27 protein-coding genes are annotated in these 24,389 nt (G+C 70.4%); 17 read left to right on the top strand and 10 right to left on the bottom strand.

The genetic code is table 11. The features are described 5' to 3' along the window. Nucleotides 1-75 precede the first annotated feature (75 nt). From AC6RUA_RS03620 to AC6RUA_RS03610, 3 genes are all read left to right on the top strand, one after another. On the top strand, nucleotides 76-594 hold the full coding sequence (locus AC6RUA_RS03620) for a DUF5796 family protein (RefSeq protein WP_499814577.1): 519 nt from the start codon (nucleotides 76-78) through the stop codon (nucleotides 592-594). After that, complete coding sequence (locus AC6RUA_RS03615) at nucleotides 591-824, top strand: DUF7508 domain-containing protein (RefSeq protein WP_499814576.1); 234 nt, start codon at nucleotides 591-593, stop codon at nucleotides 822-824. Before AC6RUA_RS03620 ends, AC6RUA_RS03615 begins: the two co-directional genes overlap by 4 nt. Nucleotides 825-1,017: 193 nt before the next feature. Continuing rightward, nucleotides 1,018-1,854, top strand: coding sequence for a formate/nitrite transporter family protein (locus AC6RUA_RS03610; protein WP_499814575.1), 837 nt, complete (start codon nucleotides 1,018-1,020; stop codon nucleotides 1,852-1,854). Between the two features lie 81 nt (nucleotides 1,855-1,935). On the opposite strand, the gene AC6RUA_RS03605 is transcribed toward AC6RUA_RS03610, so the two are convergent. Then, nucleotides 1,936-2,070 carry a DUF7128 family protein gene (locus AC6RUA_RS03605; RefSeq protein ID WP_499814574.1) on the bottom strand — a complete coding sequence of 45 codons (135 nt, stop codon included), beginning with the start codon at nucleotides 2,068-2,070 and terminating at the stop codon, nucleotides 1,936-1,938. 63 nt (nucleotides 2,071-2,133) lie between these two features. Beyond that, nucleotides 2,134-2,586, bottom strand: a complete 453-nt coding sequence (locus AC6RUA_RS03600) for a DUF7992 family protein (RefSeq protein WP_499814573.1) — start codon at nucleotides 2,584-2,586, stop codon at nucleotides 2,134-2,136. A 74-nt stretch (nucleotides 2,587-2,660) separates the two neighbouring features. On the opposite strand from AC6RUA_RS03600, the gene AC6RUA_RS03595 reads away from it, so the two are divergent. Next, complete coding sequence (locus AC6RUA_RS03595; protein ID WP_499814572.1) at nucleotides 2,661-3,788, top strand: S1C family serine protease; 1,128 nt, start codon at nucleotides 2,661-2,663, stop codon at nucleotides 3,786-3,788. 12 nt (nucleotides 3,789-3,800) lie between these two features. Here the strand turns inward: AC6RUA_RS03595 and AC6RUA_RS03590 are convergent, their stop codons facing one another. Both AC6RUA_RS03590 and AC6RUA_RS03585 read right to left on the bottom strand, forming a co-directional pair. After that, on the bottom strand, nucleotides 3,801-3,971 hold the full coding sequence (locus AC6RUA_RS03590; protein WP_499814571.1) for a DUF1059 domain-containing protein: 171 nt from the start codon (nucleotides 3,969-3,971) through the stop codon (nucleotides 3,801-3,803). Between the two features lie 141 nt (nucleotides 3,972-4,112). Then, nucleotides 4,113-4,553: an acyl-CoA thioesterase gene (locus AC6RUA_RS03585; protein WP_499815392.1), complete on the bottom strand. Its 441-nt coding sequence runs from the start codon at nucleotides 4,551-4,553 to the stop codon at nucleotides 4,113-4,115. Nucleotides 4,554-4,746: 193 nt separating this feature from the next. On the opposite strand from AC6RUA_RS03585, the gene AC6RUA_RS03580 reads away from it, so the two are divergent. Beyond that, the gene (locus AC6RUA_RS03580) at nucleotides 4,747-4,920 is read left to right on the top strand and encodes a hypothetical protein (RefSeq protein WP_499814570.1); all 174 of its coding nucleotides are present in this window, start codon (nucleotides 4,747-4,749) and stop codon (nucleotides 4,918-4,920) included. A gap of 69 nt (nucleotides 4,921-4,989) precedes the next feature. On the opposite strand, the gene AC6RUA_RS03575 is transcribed toward AC6RUA_RS03580, so the two are convergent. Then, nucleotides 4,990-5,439 carry a bifunctional nuclease family protein gene (locus AC6RUA_RS03575; RefSeq protein WP_499814569.1) on the bottom strand — a complete coding sequence of 150 codons (450 nt, stop codon included), beginning with the start codon at nucleotides 5,437-5,439 and terminating at the stop codon, nucleotides 4,990-4,992. 167 nt (nucleotides 5,440-5,606) lie between these two features. On the opposite strand from AC6RUA_RS03575, the gene AC6RUA_RS03570 reads away from it, so the two are divergent. From AC6RUA_RS03570 to purM, 5 genes are all read left to right on the top strand, one after another. Further along, the gene (locus AC6RUA_RS03570) at nucleotides 5,607-7,343 is read left to right on the top strand and encodes a TraB/GumN family protein (protein WP_499814568.1); all 1,737 of its coding nucleotides are present in this window, start codon (nucleotides 5,607-5,609) and stop codon (nucleotides 7,341-7,343) included. Between the two features lie 56 nt (nucleotides 7,344-7,399). Next, nucleotides 7,400-8,029: a zinc metalloprotease gene (locus AC6RUA_RS03565; RefSeq protein ID WP_499815391.1), complete on the top strand. Its 630-nt coding sequence runs from the start codon at nucleotides 7,400-7,402 to the stop codon at nucleotides 8,027-8,029. A 95-nt stretch (nucleotides 8,030-8,124) separates the two neighbouring features. Then, nucleotides 8,125-9,537: an NAD-dependent succinate-semialdehyde dehydrogenase gene (locus AC6RUA_RS03560; protein WP_499814567.1), complete on the top strand. Its 1,413-nt coding sequence runs from the start codon at nucleotides 8,125-8,127 to the stop codon at nucleotides 9,535-9,537. Further along, nucleotides 9,537-11,117 carry an acetolactate synthase large subunit gene (locus tag AC6RUA_RS03555; protein WP_499814566.1) on the top strand — a complete coding sequence of 527 codons (1,581 nt, stop codon included), beginning with the start codon at nucleotides 9,537-9,539 and terminating at the stop codon, nucleotides 11,115-11,117. Before AC6RUA_RS03560 ends, AC6RUA_RS03555 begins: the two co-directional genes overlap by 1 nt. 65 nt (nucleotides 11,118-11,182) lie before the next feature. After that, complete coding sequence (purM, locus tag AC6RUA_RS03550) at nucleotides 11,183-12,214, top strand: phosphoribosylformylglycinamidine cyclo-ligase (RefSeq protein ID WP_499814565.1); 1,032 nt, start codon at nucleotides 11,183-11,185, stop codon at nucleotides 12,212-12,214. A 27-nt stretch (nucleotides 12,215-12,241) separates the two neighbouring features. Here the strand turns inward: purM and AC6RUA_RS03545 are convergent, their stop codons facing one another. Then, nucleotides 12,242-13,351: a glycosyltransferase family 4 protein gene (locus AC6RUA_RS03545; RefSeq protein WP_499814564.1), complete on the bottom strand. Its 1,110-nt coding sequence runs from the start codon at nucleotides 13,349-13,351 to the stop codon at nucleotides 12,242-12,244. Between the two features lie 138 nt (nucleotides 13,352-13,489). Between AC6RUA_RS03545 and AC6RUA_RS03540 the strand changes: the two genes are divergently transcribed. After that, nucleotides 13,490-14,434, top strand: coding sequence for an NAD-dependent epimerase/dehydratase family protein (locus AC6RUA_RS03540; RefSeq protein WP_499814563.1), 945 nt, complete (start codon nucleotides 13,490-13,492; stop codon nucleotides 14,432-14,434). Nucleotides 14,435-14,513: 79 nt separating this feature from the next. On the opposite strand, the gene AC6RUA_RS03535 is transcribed toward AC6RUA_RS03540, so the two are convergent. Continuing rightward, on the bottom strand, nucleotides 14,514-15,293 hold the full coding sequence (locus tag AC6RUA_RS03535) for a ferritin-like domain-containing protein (RefSeq protein ID WP_499814562.1): 780 nt from the start codon (nucleotides 15,291-15,293) through the stop codon (nucleotides 14,514-14,516). Between the two features lie 138 nt (nucleotides 15,294-15,431). Further along, nucleotides 15,432-15,737 carry a hypothetical protein gene (locus AC6RUA_RS03530; protein ID WP_499814561.1) on the bottom strand — a complete coding sequence of 102 codons (306 nt, stop codon included), beginning with the start codon at nucleotides 15,735-15,737 and terminating at the stop codon, nucleotides 15,432-15,434. An 83-nt stretch (nucleotides 15,738-15,820) separates the two neighbouring features. On the opposite strand from AC6RUA_RS03530, the gene AC6RUA_RS03525 reads away from it, so the two are divergent. From AC6RUA_RS03525 to AC6RUA_RS03515, 3 genes are all read left to right on the top strand, one after another. Continuing rightward, nucleotides 15,821-16,135: a cupin domain-containing protein gene (locus tag AC6RUA_RS03525; RefSeq protein ID WP_499814560.1), complete on the top strand. Its 315-nt coding sequence runs from the start codon at nucleotides 15,821-15,823 to the stop codon at nucleotides 16,133-16,135. A gap of 79 nt (nucleotides 16,136-16,214) precedes the next feature. Further along, complete coding sequence (locus AC6RUA_RS03520) at nucleotides 16,215-16,874, top strand: hypothetical protein (RefSeq protein WP_499814559.1); 660 nt, start codon at nucleotides 16,215-16,217, stop codon at nucleotides 16,872-16,874. Nucleotides 16,875-16,938: 64 nt separating this feature from the next. Then, a complete protein-coding gene (locus AC6RUA_RS03515) occupies nucleotides 16,939-17,718 on the top strand; it encodes an AMP-binding protein (protein ID WP_499814558.1) in 780 nt (259 codons plus the stop codon). Between the two features lie 100 nt (nucleotides 17,719-17,818). On the opposite strand, the gene AC6RUA_RS03510 is transcribed toward AC6RUA_RS03515, so the two are convergent. Then, on the bottom strand, nucleotides 17,819-19,858 hold the full coding sequence (locus tag AC6RUA_RS03510; RefSeq protein WP_499814557.1) for an AMP-binding protein: 2,040 nt from the start codon (nucleotides 19,856-19,858) through the stop codon (nucleotides 17,819-17,821). 55 nt (nucleotides 19,859-19,913) lie between these two features. After that, nucleotides 19,914-20,579 (bottom strand): glycerophosphodiester phosphodiesterase, encoded by a 666-nt coding sequence (locus AC6RUA_RS03505; RefSeq protein WP_499814556.1) that lies wholly within the window; start codon nucleotides 20,577-20,579, stop codon nucleotides 19,914-19,916. Nucleotides 20,580-20,972: 393 nt separating this feature from the next. Here AC6RUA_RS03505 and AC6RUA_RS03500 point away from each other — a divergent pair, with 393 nt between their 5' ends. From AC6RUA_RS03500 to AC6RUA_RS03490, 3 genes are read left to right on the top strand one after another with little or no spacing between them, the layout of a single operon-like run. Beyond that, nucleotides 20,973-22,424, top strand: a complete 1,452-nt coding sequence (locus AC6RUA_RS03500) for an extracellular solute-binding protein (protein WP_499814555.1) — start codon at nucleotides 20,973-20,975, stop codon at nucleotides 22,422-22,424. Nucleotide 22,425: 1 nt separating this feature from the next. Beyond that, nucleotides 22,426-23,406: a carbohydrate ABC transporter permease gene (locus tag AC6RUA_RS03495; RefSeq protein ID WP_499814554.1), complete on the top strand. Its 981-nt coding sequence runs from the start codon at nucleotides 22,426-22,428 to the stop codon at nucleotides 23,404-23,406. Next, the gene (locus tag AC6RUA_RS03490) at nucleotides 23,406-24,380 is read left to right on the top strand and encodes a carbohydrate ABC transporter permease (protein ID WP_499814553.1); all 975 of its coding nucleotides are present in this window, start codon (nucleotides 23,406-23,408) and stop codon (nucleotides 24,378-24,380) included. Before AC6RUA_RS03495 ends, AC6RUA_RS03490 begins: the two co-directional genes overlap by 1 nt. The last annotated feature ends 9 nt before the right edge of the window (nucleotides 24,381-24,389 follow it).

Genomic DNA, 24,389 nt, shown 5'->3' with positions numbered 1-24,389 from the left:
TGCGACGGTACGTCGGCGTGGATACGGCGGCACGCAGACGCGACGCTTATTCGGCCGGCGACGGAACCCGGGGGTATGAGCGCACCGAACCGGAGCGACGTGTCGCCGGCGACGGTCACCGTCGCCCTCCGCGACGAGGGCGTCGAGGTCGAGTACCTCGACGGCCGCGTCACGTTCTACCGCGGCGTCCCCCGGCGGGTGTCGGGGTCGCTCACCACCGCCCCGGGCAAGGAGACGCACGTGCTCGTCACCGACCCGACCGAGACGGAGGGGGTGTTGATGTACGTGAACGACCTCAAGACGCACGACGACATCCTCGCGGACACCGGGGTCGGGCGTGTCATCCTGGAGACCGGCGAGACGGAGGAACTGTTCCCGGGCGTCACGGTGCGCCGCGTGGGCGGACAGCGCACCGAGGTGGAAGCCGACCCCGAGGTGGCCCGCGGCCGCGTGTTCGTCTTCGTCGAGGACGACTGGGGGGAGCAGAGCTACGAGTTCGTGACCGACGACGAAGACGAGGAGACGGCCGGCCCCGACGCCGCTCCCACCGGCGACGCCGCCGGCGGCGCCCCCGAGGAGGAGCCGGGAGCGTGAGCCTCCGCAAACGCTGGCGCGACTTCGACCGGAGCGCGGTCGGCGCGGCCCCCGAGCGCTACGGCGTGTACGAACTCGGCGACGCCGACGGGACCTCGCTGGGGCACGGCGTCGGCGTCCTCCGCGACGAACTCAAGGAGGAACTCGCCTACGGGGAGGCGGCGAAGGTCCGCTGGGTCGCCGCGGAGTCGCGCGAACACGCGGAGCGACTCGCCGAGGAGAACTTCTGACCCCGACGAGCGCGCCCGTCGGCCCGTCCGCTTACCCGCGAGGGCGACGTGGCGGCGAGGCCGGCGACGATGAGACGAACGCGGACGCGAAAGACCGCCTCGAGGGCCTCGCGCGCTCGGGTTCGACGCGGACCTGGACGGGTGAGCGTCCCCCACGGTACCACTAACTGACTGGCCGGAGTGCGGTACGCCGATGGACAGTCGGGAGGTCACCGAGGAGACGCGGAGCTACGGCGAGGTGCTCGAGGACGAACTCCGGAGCGCACTCCGCGAGATGGACCGCCCCTCGTCGGGCCTCGCCCTCTCGGGACTCACGGCCGGGTTGAACGTGAGTTTCGGAGCGCTGTTCATGGGGATGGCGCTCACGTTCTCGCCCGAGTTCTCGTCGGAGCTGGTGAAGCGGCTCGTGCTCGCGAACGTCTCCGCGGTGGGGTTCGTACTCGTCATCCTGGGACAGACGGAACTGTTCACCGCTCACACGACGCTGGGACTCCTGCCCGTGTTGAACGGGGAGGCCACGGTCCGCGACCTCGCGCGGCTGTGGGTCGTGGTCTACCTCGCGAACCTCGCTGGGTGTGCGGTGTTCGCCGGTCTCATCGCCGTCGTGGGCCCGCCACTCGCCGTCGTCGACCCGGCCGCGTTCGGGGCGCTCGCGGAGACGCTGGTCCCGTTCTCGGCGCGTACCACGCTCCTCAGCGGCGTCGTCGCCGGCTGGCTGATGGGGCTGCTCACGTGGCTCGTCTCGGCCTCGCGCGACTCCGTCGGGGAGTTCCTCGCGACGTGGGTCGTCGCGAGCGCCATCGGGTTCGGCCCGTTCCACCACAGCCTCCTCGGCTCGACGGAGGTGCTCACGGCCATGGCGCTCGGACGGGGGGTGACTCCGGGCGCGTTTCTCGGGTTCCTCCTCTGGACGACCGTCGGCAACGCCGTCGGCGGGACCGTCTTCGTCGCCGTACTCAACTACGGACACGCGGTGCGCGGCGGCGAGGCCGGCGACGTCGACCTGTCGGTCGGGCGGGACCGCGAGTGACCGACTCGCGTCAGACGGGTGACGGGTGGCACGCCGGCAGTGAGGCGACACGCTGGCGTACCCGAACGCGACGGGGGGCGGTCACTGGAGGTACGAGGGGTCCTCGGCGTCGCAGTTCTCCTCGTGTTGGCGAGCGTCCTCGCGGTCGTCGAAGAGGAGACCGCACCCCTCGCACTCGTACCAGGTCATGTCGTCCCGCTCCGTCTGGGTGACCATGTGTGCGAGTGCGTCCCGCGGACCTAAATCGCTACCGGGCGACCCGTCGAGGCGTTCGCGCGGTCAGAACTCCGGGAGGTCGTCGGGCGCCTCGAACTCGCTCTCCCAGTCGACGTAGTCGGCTTTCAACACCTCGCAGACGATTCGCCCCAGTTCCGTCAGCCCCGCGTTGATTCCCGACACCTGCTCCCAGGAGGTCAACGCCGGGTGGAGGTCGCGCTCCTTCCAGTCCTCGGGGAGGCCGGGCGCGTGGTACCCCACTCGGTCGGCGAAGTCGTCCCAGAAGAAGTCGAATCTGGAGACCAGTTCGAGGTCGACGACGATTCTCCACTCGGTCTCGTCGAGGTCCGCGTCCGCGGCCCACCGCTCGAACGCCTCGGCCCACGCGCCCTCGCGGAGGAACCGCTCGAGGTCCGCGCGGTGGTACTCGTCGCCCTCGACATCGGTGTCCTCGTACTGGCTGGGGTCGACAGCGTTCAGCGTCGGCGGACTCGGCGGGTCGGCGTCGAGGCCCATACGCGACCCTCGCCTGCCGGCGGCAAAAACCCCCCGAGCGGGGAAGTTATCCGGGCGCGACCGTACCCACGGGTATGCCACGACGACGGGAGTTCCTCGCGGGGGCGACGACTGTCGCGGTCGGACTCGGCGGCTGCATCTCGCTCGGGAGTTCCGGCGCGCCGCGCGGGTCCGCGGCGATGGAGGACGACCCGGTCGCGACGACCGCGTCCGACGCCGACGCGGCCGACGCGACCCTCGAGGCCACCGCGACGGAGGGGGCCGCCGCGGTGTACGAGCGGGTCATCCCCTCGGTCGTCGGCGTGCTCGTGTACGACGAGTCCGGTCCCCTCGGCAGCGGGTCCGGCTTCGTCCGCGGCGACGGCTCCGTCGTCACGAACGACCACGTGGTCGACGGCGCGACGGAGGTGAAGCTCCGCTTCCGGGGCAACGAGTGGGCCGACGCGGACGTCGTGGGGACCGACCCCTACAGCGACCTCGCGGTGCTCGACCCCGCCGATACGCCCGGCGACGCCGCCCCGCTCCCGTTCGTCGACACGGACCCCGAACCCCCCGTGGGGAGCGACGTGCTCGCCATCGGCTCGCCGTACGGCTACACCGGGTCGGCCTCCGAGGGGGTCGTCAGCGGCGTCGACCGCCTGCTCCCGGCGCCGAACGACTTCCTCATCGCGGACGCCGTCCAGACGGACGCCGCGCTCAACCCGGGCAACTCCGGCGGGCCGCTCGTCACGCTCGACGGGCGCGTAGCGGGCGTCGTCAGTTCCGCGGGCGGGGAGAACATCGGGTTCGCCATCTCGGCCGCGCTCGCGGGCCGCGTGCTCCCCGCGCTCACGGCCGACGGCGAGTACGACCACCCGTACATGGGCGTCCGTCTGCTGGAGGTCTCTCCGACGGTCGCGGAGGCGTACGGACTCGACGACATCGGCGGCGTCGTGATCACCGACGTGGTGCCCGGCGGTCCGTCGGCCGGCGTGCTCCGGGGCGCGGGCGGGACCGAGACGGTCGACGGGGTGCAGGTACCGACCGGCGGCGACGTCGTCGTCGGCATCGCCGGCCGCGAGGTCGAGACGCAGGCGGACCTCTCGAACGTCCTCGCGCTCGAGACGTCGCCCGGCGACACCGTCGACGTGACGGTCCGCAGGAACGGGAGCGAGCGGACCGTCTCGCTCGAACTGGGGGAACGTCCCGCCCCGGACGTCTGACCGGGACCGGCGTTACGGGTTCGCGTCCCGCATCGCGCCCCTGATGTCCTCGCTCGACAGGTCCATCCCGTGAGTGTTCTCGGCGTGGCGCTGGACCAGTTCTATCAGCTCCTCTTCGTTCCCGTCGCGAATCTCGAACTCGCAGTCGATCCCCATCTCCCGACAGACCACCTGCTTGACCATGGGTCCGATACGGTCGCGGGCGAGATAGTAGGACGACCCAGCGACGTCTTCTGGTCCGGTTTCGGGCACGAAAAGTCGGTATCCCGGAAGTCAGCCCGAGCCTCGGACCCGTCCGACTCACCCCGACGACCGAGGGTCGACTCAGCTGAACCGTTCCGCGACGGCCAGCGACTGCGTCCGCCGCTCCTCGACGGCCTCCTCGCGGAGCGCCTCCTCCTCGGGCGTCGGACACGTCACCCCTGGGACCGGGGTAGGCGTCCCGGACTCGTCGAGCGCGACGAACGTGAAGAACGACGACGTCGTCTGGCGTTCCTCGCCAGTCTTGGGATTCTCCGCGCGCACGTCGACCTTCACGTCGAGGCTCGTCCGCCCCGTGTTGAACACGTACCCCTCGACGACCGCCACCTCGCCGAGGTCGATGGGGGCGATGAAGTCGACGTGGTCCATCGACGCCGTGACGCACTGCCGCGAGGAGAACCGCATCCCGGCGATGGCCCCGCAGATGTCCATCCAGTGGAGCACCGCCCCTCCGAGCGCCCGGCCCAGGTTGTTCGTGTCGTTCGGGAGCAGCAGTTCCGTCATCTCGGTGTACGACTCGGCCAGTTCGACTCGTCTCGTCTCACCGTCGGCGTCGGCGGTCACGCGCGCCGGTTCGCCCGCGGCCGGTATACGCCCGGCGATTCCCGCGGTCGGCGACGAGCCCCCCGGTCGGCGTTCGACGCGTTCGGGCCTCGACGCCTGAGGCATTACAACCCACGGGTACGAACATCGGTGCGTGATAACGAACCGCGAGATTCGGTCCGCCGCGCTGCTCGAGGAGGCGTTCGCCGAAGTCGTCGACTCCGCACGGGCGAACGGGGTGCCCGCCCGGACCGTCGCGGCCGCGCTCCGGGAACGCGCGGAGTTAGTCGACGAACCCGGCGACGGCGCGCGTCGAGCGGACGAGTGAGAGCGAGCGCCCGAACGGCGTCGGCGCCACTTCCGTTCCGTCAGAGAGGGGCTCCCGGGGTTGCCGGAGCTACTCTTCGGGGTCGTCGTCCATCTTGACCGTCTCGGGCGGCTGGCCGGCGGCGTCGAGCACCGCGTCGCTCACGAGTATCGGGCACTCGAAGCGCGCCGCGAGCGCGATGGCGTCGCTCGGTCGGGCGTCGAAGACGAACTGCTCGGGCTCGCCGTCGTCGTACCGCTCGGCGTCGACCTTCGCGTAGAACGTCCCGTCGGACAGGTCGTCGATGCGCACCGAGTCGACCGCCCCGCCGAACTCCACCAGCACGTCCACCAGCAGGTCGTGCGTCAGCGGGCGCTCGAACTGTTCGCCGTCTATCGCCAATCGAATCGACTGCGCCTGGTCGCGCGTCACGAAGATGGGGAGGTACTCGTCGCGCGCCCTGAGAACGACAGCGGGAACCTCGTCGCCGTCCGGCCCCACGCCCACGCCGATGCCGGCGATGTCGGCCTCGTGATCCATGGACTCCCTTCGAAGGGCTGCTACGAATAACTACCGCGCGAGACCGTCGGCCGCGACGCTCCCGTTCCAGCGGGGGAGACTCCGATACACGTAAACGGGGTCGGGGAAAACCCGCGTCCAATGAGCGACGGACCTCGAACGCGACCCGGTCCGGGGGGAGGGGTCGCGTGAGTCCCGACTCCGACCGGTCGCCGGAACCCTCCGCCGGCGGGGCGGCCGACTCCTCGAACCGGCCGACGTCCGGCGATGGGAGCGTCCGCGTCGTCGGGACCGCGCACGTCTCGCAGGCGAGCGTCGACGAGGTGACCGCGGTCATCGAGGAGGAGCGCCCGGACGTGGTCGCGGTCGAACTCGACGAGGGACGGTTCCGCCAGATGCGCGGCGAGACGCCGGACGACCTGGACGCGGGCGACCTGCTCCGGGGAAACACGGTGTTCCAGTTCATCGCCTACTGGATGCTCTCGTACGTCCAGACGCGGATGGGCGAGCGGTTCGACATCGACCCCGGCGCGGAGATGCTCGCGGCCGTCGAGACGGCGGAGTCGCTCGGCGTCGACGTGGCGCTCGTGGACCGTGACATCCAGACGACCGTCCAGCGGTTCTGGGCGCGCCTCTCCGTGCTGGAGAAGTTCCGCATGGTCGGCGCGCTCGCGTTCGGCGTCTCCGACCCCCGGGTCGCAGGCGTCGTCTTCGGTCTCGTGGCCGGCCTCCTCCTTGGTCCCGCTATCGGCCTGTTCGGCGGCGCCGTCGGGCTGACCGACCCGCTGCTGGCTCGCGCCGGCGTCGGCGCGCTGGTGGGGGTCGTCGTCGGCTACGTCGGGTACGAACTCGCCTCGCGGCTCGAGGGGGGCTACGTCGGTCTCGCGGCCGGAGCGGGGGTCGGTCTCGCGGCGGGGAGCGTCGTCGCCGTCACGGGCGTCGGCGTCGCGTCGGTCGCGTCGCTTCTCTCTGGGTTCGTCCTCCGGACGCTCGGCAGCCTCGGGCTCGGACTGGTGGTCGGCGCCGCCGTCGGCGGACTCGTCGCCGTCGCCATCGAGGTGTTCGGCCTCGGACTGGCCGACGAGGACGAGGAGTTCGAGGAGTTCGACCCCGCCGACCTCACCGACGCGGACGTGGTGACGGCGATGATGGAGGAGTTCCGGGCGTTCTCGCCCGGCGGCGCGGCGGCGCTCATCGACGAGCGGGACGCGTACATCGCCCACGAACTCGTCGCCCTGCGCGAGGCGGGCGCTCGCGTCGTCGCCGTCGTCGGCGCGGGTCACCGCGAGGGCATCGAGGCGTACCTCCGGAACCCCGAGACGCTCCCGCCGGCGGAGTCGCTCGTCGGGAGCGCCGAGTCGCGGGGGTTCCCGTGGGGGAGACTGCTCGCGTACGGCATCTCGATCGGGTTCGTCGCCTTCTTCGCCCTGCTGGCGATGGCGGGCGTGCGCAACGAACAACTGCTCCTCCTGTTCGCCGCGTGGTTCCTCGTCAACGGCGTCTTCGCCGCGGGGCTGGCGAAACTCGCGGGCGCGCGCTGGTCGTCCGCGGCCGTCGGCGGGCTGGTCGCGTGGATGACGTCGGTCAACCCGCTGCTCGCGCCCGGGTGGTTCACCGGCTACATGGAGCTTCGCCACATGACGGTGAACGTGACCGACATCGGCCGGCTCAACGAACTCCTCTCGGACGAGACGAGACCGCTCGGCGCCGTCGTCTCGGACATGCTGGACGTGCCGCTGTTCAGACTCATCGTCGTGGTGGCGCTGACGAACGTCGGGAGCATCGTCGCCAGCGCGCTGTTCGTCCTCTACGTGCTGCCGGTGTTCTTCTCGTCGTTCGACGCGAGCGTGACCGAGTTGATGCTCGACGGGGCACGCCAGAGCGCGCGCATCGTCTGGGGGACCGTCAGGGGGCTGCTCGGGTGAGTCGGCGCGGCGGGCGGACGGCCGACGCGGGCCGCGGACGCGGCGGCTCACCCGGCGTGCTCTCGTTCTCCGGGCGGGAACTCCGCGACCTCCTGCTCGCGTGGCTCGCACTCGGGCTGGCGTTCGCGCTGTTCTTCGACCGGAGGGCGGTCCTCGGTGGCGCGACGGGCGGCGCGTACGGCGCGCTCGCCTCGGCGCTGTTCGTCAGCCTGTTCACCGCGGGGGTCGGCTTCCTGCTCCACGAACTCGGCCACAAGGTCGTCGCCGTCCGGTTCGGCCAGCGCGCCGCGTTCCGGGCCGACTACGGGATGCTGTTCCTGGCCGTCGTCTCGGGGCTCGCGGGCTTCCTCTTCGCCGCGCCCGGCGCGGTCCACCACGCTGGACGCATCACCGAGCGGGAACACGGTCTCGTCGCGCTCGCGGGTCCCGTGGTGAACCTCGCGCTCGCGGCGCTGTTCCTCCCGGTCGTCTTCCTCGGCGGTCTCGTCGGGTCGCCGCTCGTCGCGCACCTCGGGGGGCGCGGGCTCGCGGTGAACCTGTTGCTCGCGGCGTTCAACATGCTCCCGTTCGGCCCGCTCGACGGCAACACCGTCCGCCGGTGGAGCACGCCCGTCTGGCTCGCGGGCTTCCTCGTCTCCGCCGGACTCGCGGCGGCCTCGCTCGTGTTCGGCCTCGGGTCGCTGTAGCGCCCCGCTCCTCCCTCGGGGACGCCGGCTCGCGTCGGTAGACGACAGTCAGTCGGCCACAAACGTAACCGGGTTCTCGGGCGAGTCTCCACACCATGGAGAGTCTCAACCCGGCGACCGGCGAGACCGTCGAGACGTACGAGGAGCACACCGACGAGGAGGTGGACGCGGCGCTCGACCGCGCGACGGAGACGTTCGAGTCGTGGCGCGAGACGTCCGTCCCCCACCGGCAGGAACGGCTGTCGGAGGCGGCGTCGCTCCTCCGGGACCGGACCGACGAGTACGCCGAGTTGATGGTCCGCGAGATGGGCAAGCCGCTCGACCAGGCGCGCGCGGAGGTCGAGAAGTGCGCGTGGGCCTGCGAGTACTACGCCGAGACGGCGGACGAACACCTCCAGGACGAGGTCGTCGGCGTCGACCAGGACGCCCGCGCGTTCGTGAGCTACGAGCCGCTAGGGCCGGTGCTCGCGGTGATGCCGTGGAACTTCCCGTTCTGGCAGGTGTTCCGATTCGCCGCCCCGAACCTCGCGGCGGGCAACGTCGGCCTGCTCAAACACGCCTCGAACGTCTCCGGCTGCGCGCTCGCCATCGAGGAGGTGCTCGCGGACGCCGGCTTCCCGGAGGGGGCGTTCCAGACGCTGCTGATTCACTCCGACACCGTCGAGTCCGTCCTCACCGACGAGCGTTGCCGCGCGGCGACGCTCACCGGGAGCAACGCGGCGGGCGAGGCCGTCGCGGCGACGGCCGGCGGGGAGGCGAAGAAGACGGTGCTGGAACTCGGCGGGTCGGACCCGTTCGTCGTCCTCGACGACGCGCCGATGGAGGAGACGGTCGAACAGGCGGTGTACGGTCGCACCCAGAACAACGGCGAGTCGTGCATCGCGGCGAAGCGGTTCATCGTCCACGAGGACGTGTACGACGAGTTCAGGGAGCGGTTCGTCGAGGAGATGGAGGCGCTGACGGTCGGCGACCCCCTCGACGAGGACACCGACGTCGGCCCGCAGGCCCAGCAGGACCTGATGGAGGACCTCCACGAACAGGTCGAGGAGACGGTGGAGGCGGGCGCGGACCTGCTCACGGGCGGCGAGCCGTCGGACCGCGAGGGGGCGTACTACCCCCCCACGGTGCTCGAGAGCGTCCCCGAGGGGACGCCCGCCCGCGACGAGGAGGTGTTCGGTCCCGTCGCGGCGCTGTTCGAAGTGTCGAGCGACGAGGAGGCGGTCGAACTGGCGAACGACACGAAGTTCGGCCTCGGCGCGTCCGTCTGGACCGACGACCTGGAGCGCGGCGAGCGGTTCGCCCGCGAGTTCGAGTCCGGGCTGGCGTTCGTCAACTCGATCGTCGCGTCGGACCCGCGCGTCCCGTTCGGCGGCGTCAAGCGGTCGGGCTACGGCCGGGAACTGGCCCGCGAGGGCATCCACGAGTTCGTGAACCGGAAGACCGTCTGGGTCCAGCACGGGGTCGGCGAGGACGGGAGCGGAGACGGCGACGGGAACGGGGGCGAGTGATGCAGGTATCGGACCTCGTCGTGGCGTGTCTGGAGGCGGAGGGCGTCGAGTACGTCTTCGGCCTCCCGGGCGAGGAACTGGAGGACCTCCTCTTCTCGCTGCGCGACTCGAGCGTGGAGTTCATCCCGGTCCGCCACGAGCAGGGGGCGGCGTTCATGGCCGACGTCCACGGGCGGCTGACGGGGGAGGCGGGCGTCTGTCTCGCCACGCTCGGGCCGGGGGCGACGAACCTCATCACCGGCGTCGCCGACGCGCACCTCGACAAGTCGCCGCTGGTCGCCATCACCGGACAGGGGGGGCGCGAACGGCTGAACAAGGAGAGCCACCAGAAACTCGACGTCGTCGACGCGTTCGAACCGGTCGTGAAGTGGAACGCTCAGCTCTCGGACGCCGCGGGCGTCGCCGAGTCCGTCCGGAAGGCGTTCAAGGTCGCCGAGTACGAGAAGCCCGGCGCGACCCACCTCGAACTCCCCGAGGACGTCGCCGCCGAGGAGATAGACGGGAACCCGCTCCCGGTCCGGCGGCCCGTGGCCCGCCCGTCGCCGAACGCCGGGGCGCTCGCGGACGCCGTCGCGGCGCTCTCGGAATCGGAGCGGCCCATCGTGCTCGCGGGCAACGGCGCGGTCCGGGCGGACGCGGCCACCGCCCTCGACGAGTTCGTCGAGACCACCGGGATGCCCGTCGTCTCCACGTACATGGGGAAGGGCGCGCTCCCCGACCGGGACGAGCGCTCGCTGATGACGCTCGACTCCGGGCCGAACGCCGACGCCGGCGGCGCGGTAGAGGAGGCGGACTGCGTGCTCGCCGTCGGGTACGACATCGCCGAGCACGACCCCGAGGGGTGGAACCCCGAGGGCGACAAGGCGGTGGTCCACCTCGACGCCGAACCCGCCGAGGTGTACGAGCACTACAACCCGGACGTGGAGGTGGTCGCGGACCCCTCGACGGCGCTCGCCGACCTGGCGGACGCCGTCGGGAGCGAGTGGGAGCCGTGGTGCGCCGACGCCCACGAGCGGGTGTACGACCACGCCACCCGCCGGCCGGACGCCGACGACCCCGTGACGGTGGCGAACGTCCTCCCGCTGCTCCGCGAGGCGATGGCCGACGAGGACGTGCTCGTCTCGGACGTGGGGAGCCACAAGATGGCCATCGCGCGGCGGTTCCCGGTGTACGAACCGGGCCGGTGCGTCATCTCGAACGGGCTGGCGAGCATGGGCATCGGCGTCCCGGGGGGACTGGCGGCCGACCTGGCCGTCGACGCGAACGTCGTCGTCGGCACCGGCGACGGCGGCTTCCTCATGAACGCCGCGGAACTGGAGACTGCGGCGCGACTCGACTGCTCGTTCACCGTCGTCGTGTTCCGCGACGACGACTACGGCCTCATCTCGGAGAAACAGGAGGAGGGTCGCGGGGAGTCGTTCGGCACCCGGTTGGGCAACCCGGACCTCGTGACGTTCGCCGAGAGCTTCGGCGTCGAGGCGGTCCGCGCGCGGTCGCTCGACGCCGTCGACGACGCGCTCGCGGCGGTGTCGAGCGACGAACTCACGCTCGTGGACGTGCCGCTCGACGAGTCGCCGTAGCCCGTCGACTCCGCTCGACGCCGGGGTTCGGTGCGTTTTTCCCCGGGCGCCACCCCTCCGCGCGTATGACCGACGACGCGGACGGGAGCGAGGCGTCCGAGGAGACGGAGGAGACAGAGACGACCGGGGAGGACGAGGGACTCACCTACGCCGACGCGGGCGTCGACATCGCTGCCAGCGAGGCGGCCACGGCGGCGCTCGTCTCGGCCGTCGGCGAGAGCGAGGGGGAGGGCGACTACGCCGGTCTGCTCGACATCGGCGACCGCTACCTCGCGCTGGCGACCGACGGCGTCGGGACCAAACTCCTGGTGGCGGAGGCGCTCTCGGACTACTCGACGGTCGGCATCGACTGCATCGCCATGAACGCGAACGACCTCGTGGCCGCCGGCGTCGACCCCGTCGCGTTCGTCGACTACCTCGCGGTCGACGACCCCGACGAGACGTTCGCGGAGCAGGTCGGCGCGGGGCTCCGGGAGGGCGCCGAGCGCGCGGGCGTCGAACTCGTCGGGGGGGAGACGGCGGTCATGCCCGAAGTGGTCCGGGGACTGGACCTCGCGGGCACCTGCGCGGGCCTCGCCGCCAAGGGGGCCGTGTTCGAGGGACGCGCGCGGCCGGGGGACGCGCTCGTCGGCTGGCCCTCGTCGGGCATCCACTCGAACGGGCTGACGCTCGCGCGCGAGGCGGTCACGCGAGAGCACGCGTACACCGACCCCTGTCCGTTCGGCGGGTACGACACGCTCGGCGCGGCGCTCTTGGAGCCGACGCGCATCTACGCCGACCTGCTCGGGCCGATGCGCGAACACGGCGTCCGCGGGGCCGCCCACGTCACCGGCGGCGGGTGGACGAACCTCGAACGCCTCGGCGAGCACCAGTACCGAATCACGGACCCGTGGCCCGCCCACGACGTGTTCGGGTTCGTCCAGTCGGAGGGGAACGTGACCGACGAGGAGATGCACCGCACCTTCAACATGGGGACGGGGTTCGTCGCCGCGCTCCCGCAGGCCGACGCGGACGCGCTCGCGGGCGCGACCGACGGGCGCGTCGTCGGCGAAGTGACGGATGGCAACGACGTCTCGGTTCGCGGGCTGACGCTGTAGCGGCGCCGCCTCCCCCGCTCCGAGCGCTCACCCCGCGGCCGGAACGTGGACGCCCATCCGCGCGAGCGCGTCCCGCCAGTCGTCCGTCGCGGCGTCGTAGGAGACGGCCGACCGCACCTCGGGCGCGGCCGCGGCGAGCCGCCGGTACAGGTCGGGGTCCGACGCCAGTCGGTCGAGCGCGTCCGCGAGCAGGTCCGGGTCCGAGGCGGGGACCACCAGCGCGTTCTCGCCGTCGCGGGCGACGTCGCGGACGTTCCCCAACTCGGGCACGACGGGGACGACGCCCGTCGCCATCGCCTCCAGCAGCGTGAGCGGGAGCGCGTCGCGGTCCGAGGTGAGGACGAAGACGCGCGAGCGGCGGTAGTACTCCCGCGGGTCGTCGACCCACCCCACCAGATCGACCCGGTCGCCGAGTCCGTGACGGGCGACGGCCGTCTCCACCTCCGCGCGGAGCGAGCCGTCGCCGACGAGGGCGGCGTCGAACTCCCGTCCTCGCTCGGCGAGGCGGGCGAGCGTCTCGACGTACCGGAGCGGGTTCTTCTCGGCGCTCAACCGGCCGACCCAGAGGTAGTCGTACGGTCGCTCGTCGGCGGGGTCGTCGGGCGGGCGGTACTCCTCGACGGGAATGGGGTTGACGAGCACGGCGGTCCGCCCGGCCGGGACGCCGAGATGGTGGAGTTCCTCCTCGTACGCGGTCCCGGGGACGGTCACCACGTCGAACGCGCGCATGAGGCGGACGACGACCGGGGCGTACCACGCCTGCGCGTGGACGTCGACGTCCATGCCGATGATGCCGAGGTGGGCGGGCCGGCCGGTGAGCGCGCCGACCGCCAGCGCGAAGCAGCCGTGCGGGAACAGCGAGAACGAGGCGACCGCGTCGTACTCCCCCCGGACGCCCGCGACGAGTGCCAGCGCGAACATCGACAGCAGGTCGAGCGGGCGGACCCCGGTCGAGGGAACGGTCCTGAACCGGACGTCGCCCGGGTCGTCCGGGGCCGTGATGGACACCATCGTCACGTCGGCGACGGCCGTCAGCGGTCCGACGTGGCGGTCGACCTTCCCGAGGTTGCCCGTGAAGTCGGCGACCACGAGCACCGACGGCTCTCCCCCCGACGCCGTTCGACTCCCAGCGTCCATGCGACCCCCTTCACCCGACCCCCGGATAAGTAGTCGGTGTCTGAGTCGACCGAGTCGGACGCAGTCGGGGTCGGTGGCGGGTTCTTGCCTCCAGAGTGACACCGGAATTTATGCGCTCCCGTTTCATCGGCGAGACTGATGGAGACGTACTCTGTTGGGGTCACCGGGGCCGGTGGGTACATCGGGTCGCTCGTCGCCGAGGAGTTCCTGGCGGCGGGCCACGACGTGGTCGCGGTCGACGATTTCAGCGCCGCACAGGTGGAGTCGCTCGACGGGGCGCCAATCGTCGAGGCTGACGTGCGCGACCGGGAGGCGCTGCGCTCCGCCTTCGAGGGGGTCGACGCGGTCGCGCACCTCGCGGCCGTGAGCGGAATCCCGGCGTGCAGCGAGGACCCGGAGCGGGCGTTCGACGTCAACGTCGTCGGAACCGAGAACGTCGCGTGGCTCTGCCGGGAGCGGGGACTCCCGCTGGTGTTCGCCGGCAGCGTCGCGGCGCTCGGACCGCCGGTCGAGTTCCCCATCTCGGCCGCCCACCCGCGGAACCCGCGGAACCTCTACGGGCGGACGAAGGCGATGAGCGAGGACGACCTCCGCTGGCTCGCGGCGGAGTCGTTCCCCGCCCGGACGCTGCTGCAGGCCAACCTCTACGGCGACCACTACGTCGGCGGCACGCGGGTCGACAAGAACGTCGTCACGAACATCTTCGTCAACCGGGCGCTGCGGGGAGAGACGCTGCGGGTCCACGAACCGGGGTCGCAGATGTACGACTTCGTCCACGTCGCCGACGTGGCCCGCGCGTACGTGACGGTGCTCGACGCCGCCGCGGACGCCGAACCGGGGGCCGAAGAACTGGTGCTCGGGAGCGGGGAGTGCCTGAGCGTCATGGACGTCGCGGAGACGGTGCGGGCGGCCGCGCGCGACGTCTGCGGGGTGGACGTCGACATCGAACTCGTCGAGAACCCGCGGGCGGCGGAGGGGCCGGAGAACTTCACGGTCGACACGGCGGCGACCGAATCGCTCGGGGTCGACCCGACCCACTCCGTGGAGGAGACGGTCAGGCGGATGCTTCGACGGGCGGACTGAGACGGACTCCCTGGGTCCGCGCTCGGTCCGGGGCCGTGGTGGGGAACTGGGTCCGGCCCGCTCGGTGCGGCTGCCGGATTCAGCCGTCGACGTACTGTCCGGCGATCTCCAGCACTTCCTGCATCGTGCGGGGATCGTCGACGGCGACGTCAGCGAGGTTCTCGTCGGTGCCGAACGGCCATCCGCGCTTGAGGTTCAGGGTGCGGAGGTAGCTGGCGTGGCGCGCCTCGATGCTGTGGATACCCAGCGCGATGGGGGTCAACTGCAGGTCCATCACGTTGCCGCCCGTCGCGTCGAGTTCTGCCTTCGCGAGGTAGGGGGCCGCACCCGCGTACGCGGAGACGCCGAGGTCCTCGGCGACCTGCGCGAACCCGACGAAGTTCTCCACGCTGTCGTACACCCCGTCCGGGAGGACGAAGTCGTCCATCGACGGCGCGGTGATCTCCGCGTCCATGGAGTCGAGGGTGTTCTCGAGCGCCGTGACGTGGTATCTCTCGTGGTCGCGGACGTCCTCCAACTGCTGGTAGGTGGAGTACCGAAGCGTCGGCCGGTCGAAGTACTTCGCCACCTCGGACGTCTCGACCTCCTGTTCGGAGAACGTCCCGCCGCTCGACGCGAGTCCGCCCTCGTAGTAGGCCGCCTCCAGTCGCTCCAGCGTGAGCGCGTAGTTGAGGATGTCCGGGATGGTCGGGTCGCCGCCGTGGTCGGCGGAGACCTGCCCCATGCCGAAGGCGGCGCCGAGTCCGGCGACCGCCGCGCCCATGAAGCCGCGGCGTCCGAGGTCGAGCGCCGTGTTCATGGCTGTCTCGGGTGCGGGCCTGTCCTGTTCCGTCTCGGGGGTCCGGTCTTGGTCGCTCATGGTTGGTGCGTGTCGACCACGCACTCCCACCGATGCCCGTCGGACTGGTATTCTTTTTCCGGCTTCTTTCCCTATTTTCCGTATCTAATAGTCTTAATCTGGTACGTATATAGAAAGCTATCACCGTACGGCGGCCGGTCACTGCGACTCGGGTCGGAGGATGAGGACACCGGCGGCGTCCATCAGCGGTCGCAGGAGCGTGAACTCGACCATCACGACGGCACCGATGGCGAGGAAGTAGAGGAACCCGGCGACGGGACCGAGCGCCACCCGCGACCAGAGCCAGAAGGCGCCCGTCACCGTCCCGACGACGACGGGGAAACTGACGCCGGCCACGAGGGCGAGGTAGACGAGCGAGAGACACCACGTGCCCGCGGCGCCGCGGAGCCACGACAACGCGAACGCCGCGCGCTCGCGGACGGAGGGGAGTGGAGGGCGACTCACGGCCGTCGTGACGACGGACGGTCACAAAACGGTTTCTGAAACGCCCGTTTCATCAAGGCCCTGGCGTGTGTTCGACCGGCTGGATGTCTCACACGCACGTGAACGTCGACGACGTGGACCCGAACGGACCGCTGCGCTTCATGCGCGACCCGCTGGACTGTGAGAATTTCGGGTTCACCGTCGTCGAGGCGGACGCCGACTGGAGCGGGATGGAACACGACCACGCCGACCGCGACCACGAGGAGGTCTACTACCTCGTCTCCGGTGCGGGGCGTCTCGACGTCGACGACGAGACGGTCTCGCTGTCACCGGGCGACGCGGTACGCGTCTCGCCCGACGCCACCCGACGGCTCCACACGAGCGAGGAGAGCACGCTCGTCGTCGCGGGCGCGCCGTAGTCGGCCGGACCACTGCCCCGCGAGCGAGTCGCCACGCGGTAACAGTAGCGTTAACACACTTTACTTCGAACGACAGCGCGTGAAACGCACACGCCGTCGGCTGGCGGTCGCGGTCGTGCTCGCGTGTCTCGTCGGACTCTCCGGGTGCGCGACGGTCACGGTGACGAGCGAGGTGGAAGACGCCGAGACGGTCGCCCGCTACGAGGTGGAGATCAACACCTCCGCGACCACGTACGACCTCCTGAGCGAGGGGGCGGAGAACAACGGGTACGACGACTTCACCGCGAATCTCGTCTCCCAGGTCGGGGTTGCCGAGTCGAACGTGGAGTCGTCCACGAACGTCTCGGGCGGCGAGGTGACGATGCGTCTCGTGGCGACGGACGTGGCCGTGGATAACCTCTCGAGCGTGAACACGAGCGTCTCCGACGGTGTGCTTCGCTACCGCGACACCACGCTTCTCGAAGAGAACACCGTCTCCGAGGGACGAACACAGTACTTCGAGGACCTCGTCGTCGAGTACCGGTTGCTGATGCCGAACGAGGTGAGTAGTTCGACCGCCGACGAGACGAGTGGACGAGCGGCGACGTGGCGCGAGACGGGCGTCGGCGCGCTCACGTCGATGAACGTCTCGGCGTCGAGCCCCGCACCATCGTCCTCTACCGCCGACGTCTCGGGGTTCGGTGTCGTCGTCGCCCTCGTCGCGTTCTGTCTCGGTGGGCTGCTCGTGCGGCGTCGGTGACTCGGCGGGAACGCTCGTCCCCGCGAGCGCGGGACTCTTGTCCGTCGGCCGCCCTCTCCCGTGTATGACTGACCGACCGGTGACGCCGGTCGACGCGACGGCCGTCGCCGACCTGGTCGCCCGGGAGCGCCGGAGCGACCGCCCGGCGGTGTACGACGCGCGACGGGACCGCGCCCACAGCTACGCCGAGTTCTGTACGACCGCGTACAAGGTGGGAAACGTGCTCCGACACCTCGGAGTTCACGAGGGGTCGCGCGTCGCTGTCGAGGCGCGCGCCGTCACGCAACCGCTCCTCGCGTTCTTCGGGACCGCCCTGCTCGGCGCGACTGCCTCCTTCGACGCGGCGCCCGGGACCGACGCGCGCGCCGTCGTCGTCGACGCGGTCCGCGAGGGAGCGTTCGACGACCTCCCGGGGGGGTCACGGCTCCTCGTGTTCGGTGACGCGCCCGAGAGCGCCGGGACGACCCACTGGGAGACGGACGTCTGGAGCGAGAACCCCGCGTTCCCGCCGACCGACCACGACCCCGAGGCGCCGGTGCTCGCGGCCGACGGAGAGACGTACAGCCACGCGGCGCTCCTCGGTGCGGCGGACGAGGCCGCGACGGCGCTCGGACTCGACGCCGGGTCGCGGGTGGTGCTCGCCGCGCCGCTCTCGGACCCGCGGGCCGTCGCGGCGGGCGTCCTCGCACCGTTACTCGTGGGGGGTGCCGTTCATCTCCCGGCCGCGTCGGGGGAGGCGGAAGCGGTCGGCGCGTCCGGGGCGACTGCCGCGGTCACGGCGGACGGCGTGGAGGCCGGGGCTGCGGGCGTGTCGACGCTGACGCTCTCCGAGGTGTCGCTGTAGCCGAGGGCGGACGGGGGTAGTCGGACCGCTCGACCCACGCGAACGACCGACGGGGGCGTCGGTTCGGTACGCTGATCGGACGAGTGGGGGCTCTCCCCGGTCAGGACGCCTCGCGCAGTTGCTCCAACGCCTCGGGATTCTCCATCGACGAGAGGTCGCCCGGGTCCTCGCCGGCGTACACCGCGGACAGCGCGCGCCGGAGTATCTTCCCCGACTGGGTCTTGGGGAACCCCTCGACGAACAGCACCTCGCGCGGGCGGAACGGCTTGCCGTGCTCCTCGCCCACCAGTTCGCGCAACTCCGCCGCGAGTTCCTCGCTCGGGTCGACGCCGTCCTCGAGGACGACGTACGCGACGACGGCGGTGCCCGTCGTCTCGTCGGGGACGCCGACCGCGGCGGCCTGATTGACCGCGGCGTGGTCGATGAGGACCGACTCGATTTCGGCCGGACCGATCTTTCGCCCGGCGACGTTGAGCGTGTCGTCCGCTCGGCCGTGGAGGAACCAGAAGCCGTCCTCGTCCTTCTGCGCCCAGTCGCCGTGGTTCCACAGGGGCGGGTCGGTGAACTTCGACCAGTACTCCTCGAGGTAGCGTTCGTCGCCCTCCCAGAGGCTCTTGGTCATACTCGGGCAGGAGTCGCGCGCGACGAGGTACCCCCGTTCGTGGTCGTCCGCGACGGACCGGCCGTCCTCGTCGACGATGTCGACGTCCATCCCGAGGCCGGGCCCGCCGAGCGTGCAGGGTTTGAGCGGCTGGTCGGGCATCGGCATGAGGAAACAGCCGCAGATCTCCGTCCCGCCCGAGATGTTGATGATGGGGCACTCGCCGTCCCCGACGTGTTCGTAGAACCACAGCCAGCTCTCGGGGTCCCACGGCTCGCCGGTCGAGCCCAGTATCCTGAGGCTGGAGAGGTCGTGACGCTCGACCGGTTCCTCCCCGTGTTTGCGGAGCGCGCGGATGGCGGTCGGGGAGATGCCGAACGTCGTGACGCCGTGGCGCTCGACGATGTCCCAGAACCGGTCCGGCCCGGGGTGGTCCGGCGCGCCCTCGTACATGACGACGGTCCCGCCGAACGCGTGGTTCCCCACGAGCGTCCACGGTCCCATCATCCACCCGATGTCCGACACCCAGAAGAAGCGGTCCGCGGGCTTCTGGTCGAAGCCGAAGTGTATCTCCTTCGCGCACTGCATCAGGACGCCCGCGTGGGTGTGGACGATGCCCTTCGGCGTCCCCGTCGTCCCCGACGAGTACAGCAGCATCGACTCCTGCCCGCTCGGGAGCGACTTCGTCTCGTACTCCGTCGACTGCTCTCTCATCGCCTCGTGCCACCACTCGTCGCGCGCGTGCCACGATGGGTCGTTCCCCAGTCGCTCGTAGACGACGGTGCGCTCGACGTCCCCCCCTTCCTCGATGGCCTCGTCGAGCGTGTCCTTCAACGTCACCTCGGTCCCCCGGCGGTAGAAGCCGTCGCCGGTGAACACGACCGCACACCCGGCGTCGTCGAGGCGAGTGGCGACCGCGTCGGTTCCGAACCCGGAGAAGACCGGGACCGCGATGGCACCCGCCTTGAAACAGCCGTAGAGGATGGCGATGACCTCCGGCACCATCGGCATGTACAGCCCGACGGTGTCGCCCGTCTCGACCCCAGCGGCGTCGAGGTAGTTGGCGACACGGTTCGCCTGCCGGTGCAGGTCGTGGAACGTGACGTGCCGCTCGTCGCCGGGTTCGCCCTCCCAGACGCACGCTACCCGGTTGCGCGTCGCCGCGTCGGGGGCCGCGTGCCGGTCGAGCGTGTTGTGCGCGACGTTGAGCCGTCCGCCGGGGTACCAGTCGGTGAACTGCGGACCGTCGGCGTCGTCACCGGACTGCGTCCGGTTGCTCGCGGAGCCTCGCTCCGCGGTGTCGCGGACCGCGTCGTACGGCTGGCCGAACTCGATGCCGAGGTACTCGACGAGTTCGTCCCAGAACCAGTCGACTCCGGACGCCTCGACGCCCGGGAGGTCCGTCGTCGTCCGCTCCACGAGTTCCTCGTAGCCGTCGATGCCGTACTCCCGCATGAACCGTCGGACGTTCGTGGCCGCCGCGAACGCCTCGTCGGGTTCGTGGACCACCTCGTCCGTGTCGACGTCCGTTGGCACCATCTCGTCCGTGGTTCACCTGCGGCCGGGAAGTAGCTTTCCGGGCCCCGGCCCTCTGCTAGCCGAACCAGGCGGCGTCGACGGTGAGTCCGTCGACCCCCGCCGTCGCCGCAGCGTCGACGTCCGCCGGGGACTCGACGCCCCACCCGAACACGCCGAACCCGCGTTCGGCCGCGGCCGACACCACGTCGGTCCGGACGCAGTCGTCGACGTGCGGGTGGACGTTCGCACAGTCGAGGCGCGCCGCGAGTTCGAGGTGGGCGTCGGGGTGGCCGCCGAAGAGGTAGCCGGTCGGCACCGCGGCACCCGTCGCGGCGAACTCCGCCAGCGCCGCCGGCAGGAACGAGGAGACACGCGCGTCGTGACCGGCGTCGGCCAGTGCGGCGGCGACCTCACCCGCGACGCCGACCTGCTTCAGTTCGACCTGGAGCGTCGTGTCCGCAGGAACGGCGTCGAGGACGTCGTCGAACAGGGGGACGGGCTCGCCGGTTCCGAGCACGTCGAGTTCCCGCAGGACGGTCCACGGCGTCTCGCCCACTCGACCGTCGACGCCGGTGACCCGGTCGAGCCGTTCGTCGTGGAAGACGACCAGTTCGCCCGAGCCGCACCGCCGGACGTCGAACTCCACGGCGTCGAGCCGCTCTGCGCTCTCGGTCAGCGCGCGAAGCGTGTTCTCCGGGAACTCCCTCGCACAGCCGCGGTGACCCACGAGTTCGAGTGACACGGTCCCGAGTCCGTCGGCACCACGCTTAGTGCCCGGTGTTCGTTCCGGCGAAATTCGCGGCGGACCCGACCGGTGTGCGGGTCATCTACCGCATTGCTGCCTCGAGACCCACCGGCCGGATACCTCGACGAGACGCCGCGAGCGACGACGAACGCCCGCCGGAGGCGACGAGGGGGCGGTTCGGCCGCGTTCGTGGACCGGCCGTCGTCGAAGTTATAACTGGTTTGATGTCTGCGAACAGTAAATACACGGAACATGGATATAAGGGTCTGTGTAGTGTAGCCCGTTGGCGTGAGTTCCGATAGTCGAGACTCCGACAGGAGCGGTGAGAGTGGTAGAACGAACGCCCCCGTCTCGCGGCGGCGGTTCGTCCGCGTCGCGGGAGCGACGGGCGTGGCAGGTCTGGTCGCCGGGTGTTCGACCCGGGACCCGAACGCCGACGCGACGGACGCCGGAACCGAGGGCGGCGGCGGGACGACCGAGGCCGGAACCGGGAACGGCGGCACGACCGCGGGCGAGTCGGGCGGCGGCGAGGGTGGCTCCATCGAGATCGCGACCGCCGACGTGCAGGGTCACAAGGAGGGGTTCAGGCAGGCACTTCACGAGGGTGGACTCCCCGACAACGTCGAGGTCACGTTCCTGTCCACCTCGGGCCTCTCGGGCGACGTCCAGTCGCAGTACCGGCAGTGGCTCCAGGCCGGCCGGTCCAGGCCCGACATCATGCGGATGGACAGCGGGTGGACGATTCCGTTCATCCAGCGGGGACAGATAGCGAACCTGACCGAGGCGCTCCCCGACGACAAGGTCCGGTCGATCACCGAGAACTACTTCGCCGCCAGCGTCAACGCGGCGTCGGGACAGGACGGGAACCTCTACGGCGTCCCCTACCAGATCGGCCTGCCGACGGTCCAGTACCGGAAGGACCTCGTCGAGGAGGCGGGGTTCAACCCGACCGAGGAGAACTGGGCGACCGAGCCGATGTCGTGGGAGCGGTTCTCACAGGTCATCAGTCAGACCCACGAGCAGGCCAGCGACGTGGACTACGGCTACGCGTGGCAGGGGAGCAACTACGTCGGGCTGTCGTGCTGTACGTTCAACGAACTGATGTCGTCGTGGGGTGGGGCGTACTTCGGCGGGCGAGACACGCTGTTCGGCCCCGTCGGCGACCGGCCCGTCACCGTCGACGGCGAACAGGTGATTCAGGCGCTCCGGATGGGCCGGACGTTCATCAACGGCCAGGAGGACGAGTACGCCCTCGAGGGCTATCAGTCCATCTCGCCCACGAACACGCTCCAGTGGACGGAGGGTCCGTCCCAGACGCAGTTCCTCGACGGCAACTCGGTCTCGCTGCGCTACTGGCCGTCCGCGCTGCCGCCGGCGGCCGAGGAGTTCGGCGACGACCTCGGCGTGATGCCCATCCCGTACGGCATCCCGCAGAGCGAGGCACAGTACGAGGGGCTCGGCGGGACTTCCGCCGCGCTCGGCGGGTGGAACATGGTGTTGAACCCGAACACGGAGAACCGAAGTGCGGCGCTGCAGGTGCTCGAGGCTATCGACTCCGACCCGTTCCGGCAGTTCCAGCTCACCGAACTGGACCTCCTGCCACCGGACACCGCCGCGCTGGGGCAAGAGCAGATCGGGGACATCCCCGTCTGGGGCGAGTACGCCGAGACGCTCCAGATCGCCGGGGAGAACGCTATCCCCCGGCCGGTTACGGTCGTCTGGCCGGACCAGTCGCCCGCCATCGCCGAGCGGGTGAACGCGGTGCTCGCGGGCCAGCAGTCGCCCGACGAGGGAATGAGCCAGCTCAAGGATACGCTCGAACAGCTCGAGAACAGCGTCTGACATGGCGACCGAATCCGAGCGGTCGACGACACCGCGCTACTCGCCCACCTACTGGGTCGAGAACATGTCCGAAGAGCGGTTCGCGTACGCGATGCTCCTGCCCGCGTTCGCGCTCGTCGGGGCGTTCGCGCTCTGGCCGCTGTTCGAGACGTTCCAGATGTCGCTGCACGCCGACAACCTCTCGGGGTCGGGCTACGTCGGGGAGTTCGTCGGTCTGGACAACTACGTCCGCATCCTCACGGGGCAGTTCAGCGCCATCCTCGGCGCGCCGTTCCTCGACCTCGACCAGCCGTTCCAGAGCGCGCTCCCGGTGACGCTCATCTACACGGCGGTCGCTGTCACGTTCGAGCTCATCATCGGGTTCGGGATGGCGCTCGTGCTCGACAAGGATTTCTACGGTCGACGGTGGGTGCGCGTCGCCATCATCATCCCGTGGGCGGTGCCCATCGCCATCCAGGGGATGATATTCTACCTCATCTTCCTCCCGAGCGTCGGCTTCGGGACGGAGGCGATGAACGCCGTCGGGCTCTTCTCGGAGACGCCGTTCATCAACAGCATCGACCTGCTCATCATGGTCATCATGGCCGACGTGTGGAAGACGTCGGCGTTCATCGCGTTGCTCGTGCTCGCCGGCCTCCAGAGCATCGACCGGGAACTGTACCGGGTGGGGAAGGTCGCGGGTGCGAGCGCCTGGCAGCGGTTCCGGTACATCACGTTCCCGTTGGTGGTGCCCACGCTGCTCGTCGCGCTGCTGTTCCGGACCATCCAGTCGATGCGCATCTTCGGTATCATCCGGACCATCGGCGGGAGCGGCGGCTGCTCGACGCTCCCGTCGCTGTCGTGTCTGGTGGTGACGACGTTCCGGGGGTCCGGTCGCTACGGGACGGCCGCCGCGCTGGCGTTCATCACGGCCGGCATCGTCGCCGTCGTCGCGCTGGTGTACATCGCCGGCTTCGCCGACGCCGAAGGGGGTCGGATCTGATGGCGACCGTCTCCGAGGACGGCGAGAGCGAGGGGAACGTCGTCGAACGGGCCGCGAAGCGGGCGATAGAGCGACCGTGGACCGCCTACCGCGCGCTGTTCACGTTCGCCGTCGTGTCGTTCCTACTCATCACGCTGTTCCCGTTCTACTGGCTCGTCGTGCTGGCGCTCACGCCGCTGTCGAACGTCTCCAACATCGACTTCCAGGTGTTCGGGGTCCCGGTCCCGCTCCCGGTGCCGCAGGGGTTCAACCCCGGGGCGTTCATCGAGATGTTCACGCTCGTCCCGTTCCACCGGTACATGGCCAACAGCATCATCATCGGGCTCGTCACGACCGCCATCGTGCTGACCATCGCCAGCTTCGCCGGGTACGCGTTCGGACGGCTGGAGTTCCGGGGTCGGCGCGTCCTGCTGGTGTTGCTGCTCGCCGTCTCGTACTTCCCGCAGGTGGCGTTCGCAATCCCGCTGTTCCGGTACTTCACGGGCGGGGTCCACCTGTTCACCATCCCGGGAGTCGTCGCGGTGTACAGCCCGGACTGGTTCAACACGCCGGCGGCGCTCATCACGCCGTTCAGCGCGCTGTTCATGCCGTTGGCCATCTTCATCCTCACGACGTTCTACAGCCAGATTCCCGACGGCCTGGAGGACGCCGCCCGCATCGAGGGGACGACGCGCGTCGGCGCGCTGTTCCGCGTCATCATCCCCCTGTCGGCGCCCGGCGTCGCCACCGCGGGCGTGCTCACGTTCATCTCTATCTACAACGAGTTCTTCTTCTCGTTCCTCCTCACCAACGGACAGCCACAGAGCTGGGCCCCGATCGTCTGGGGAATCCTCCGGTACCAAGGCCAGTATCAGCAGTACTACAACCTGATGGCGGCGGCGAGTCTCATCGGGGTCATCCCCGTCGCGGTGCTCGTCGTCATCGCCCAGGAGAAGATTGTCAGCGGACTCACGTCCGGCGCACTCAAGGAGTAATCAGAACCA

The organism is Halorarum sp. SLYT50, from assembly GCF_059821265.1.
Note: the sequence above shows the minus strand (reverse complement) of the source record. Positions and strands in the feature narration are given on the sequence as shown.

Excerpts from the sequence above, each read along its gene's own strand:
- AC6RUA_RS03620 (WP_499814577.1), top strand. The coding sequence starts at position 76 with ATGAGCGCACCGAACCGGAGCGACGTGTCGCCGGCGACGGTCACCGTC.
- AC6RUA_RS03610 (WP_499814575.1), top strand. The coding sequence starts at position 1,018 with ATGGACAGTCGGGAGGTCACCGAGGAGACGCGGAGCTACGGCGAGGTG.
- AC6RUA_RS03605 (WP_499814574.1), bottom strand. The coding sequence starts at position 2,070 with ATGGTCACCCAGACGGAGCGGGACGACATGACCTGGTACGAGTGCGAG.
- AC6RUA_RS03600 (WP_499814573.1), bottom strand. The coding sequence starts at position 2,586 with ATGGGCCTCGACGCCGACCCGCCGAGTCCGCCGACGCTGAACGCTGTC.
- AC6RUA_RS03595 (WP_499814572.1), top strand. The coding sequence starts at position 2,661 with ATGCCACGACGACGGGAGTTCCTCGCGGGGGCGACGACTGTCGCGGTC.
- AC6RUA_RS03590 (WP_499814571.1), bottom strand. The coding sequence starts at position 3,971 with ATGGTCAAGCAGGTGGTCTGTCGGGAGATGGGGATCGACTGCGAGTTC.
- AC6RUA_RS03585 (WP_499815392.1), bottom strand. The coding sequence starts at position 4,553 with ATGACGGAACTGCTGCTCCCGAACGACACGAACAACCTGGGCCGGGCG.
- AC6RUA_RS03575 (WP_499814569.1), bottom strand. The coding sequence starts at position 5,439 with ATGGATCACGAGGCCGACATCGCCGGCATCGGCGTGGGCGTGGGGCCG.
- AC6RUA_RS03560 (WP_499814567.1), top strand. The coding sequence starts at position 8,125 with ATGGAGAGTCTCAACCCGGCGACCGGCGAGACCGTCGAGACGTACGAG.
- AC6RUA_RS03555 (WP_499814566.1), top strand. The coding sequence starts at position 9,537 with ATGCAGGTATCGGACCTCGTCGTGGCGTGTCTGGAGGCGGAGGGCGTC.
- purM (WP_499814565.1), top strand. The coding sequence starts at position 11,183 with ATGACCGACGACGCGGACGGGAGCGAGGCGTCCGAGGAGACGGAGGAG.
- AC6RUA_RS03545 (WP_499814564.1), bottom strand. The coding sequence starts at position 13,351 with ATGGACGCTGGGAGTCGAACGGCGTCGGGGGGAGAGCCGTCGGTGCTC.
- AC6RUA_RS03540 (WP_499814563.1), top strand. The coding sequence starts at position 13,490 with ATGGAGACGTACTCTGTTGGGGTCACCGGGGCCGGTGGGTACATCGGG.
- AC6RUA_RS03535 (WP_499814562.1), bottom strand. The coding sequence starts at position 15,293 with ATGAGCGACCAAGACCGGACCCCCGAGACGGAACAGGACAGGCCCGCA.
- AC6RUA_RS03525 (WP_499814560.1), top strand. The coding sequence starts at position 15,821 with ATGTCTCACACGCACGTGAACGTCGACGACGTGGACCCGAACGGACCG.
- AC6RUA_RS03515 (WP_499814558.1), top strand. The coding sequence starts at position 16,939 with ATGACTGACCGACCGGTGACGCCGGTCGACGCGACGGCCGTCGCCGAC.
- AC6RUA_RS03510 (WP_499814557.1), bottom strand. The coding sequence starts at position 19,858 with ATGGTGCCAACGGACGTCGACACGGACGAGGTGGTCCACGAACCCGAC.
- AC6RUA_RS03495 (WP_499814554.1), top strand. The coding sequence starts at position 22,426 with ATGGCGACCGAATCCGAGCGGTCGACGACACCGCGCTACTCGCCCACC.
- AC6RUA_RS03490 (WP_499814553.1), top strand. The coding sequence starts at position 23,406 with ATGGCGACCGTCTCCGAGGACGGCGAGAGCGAGGGGAACGTCGTCGAA.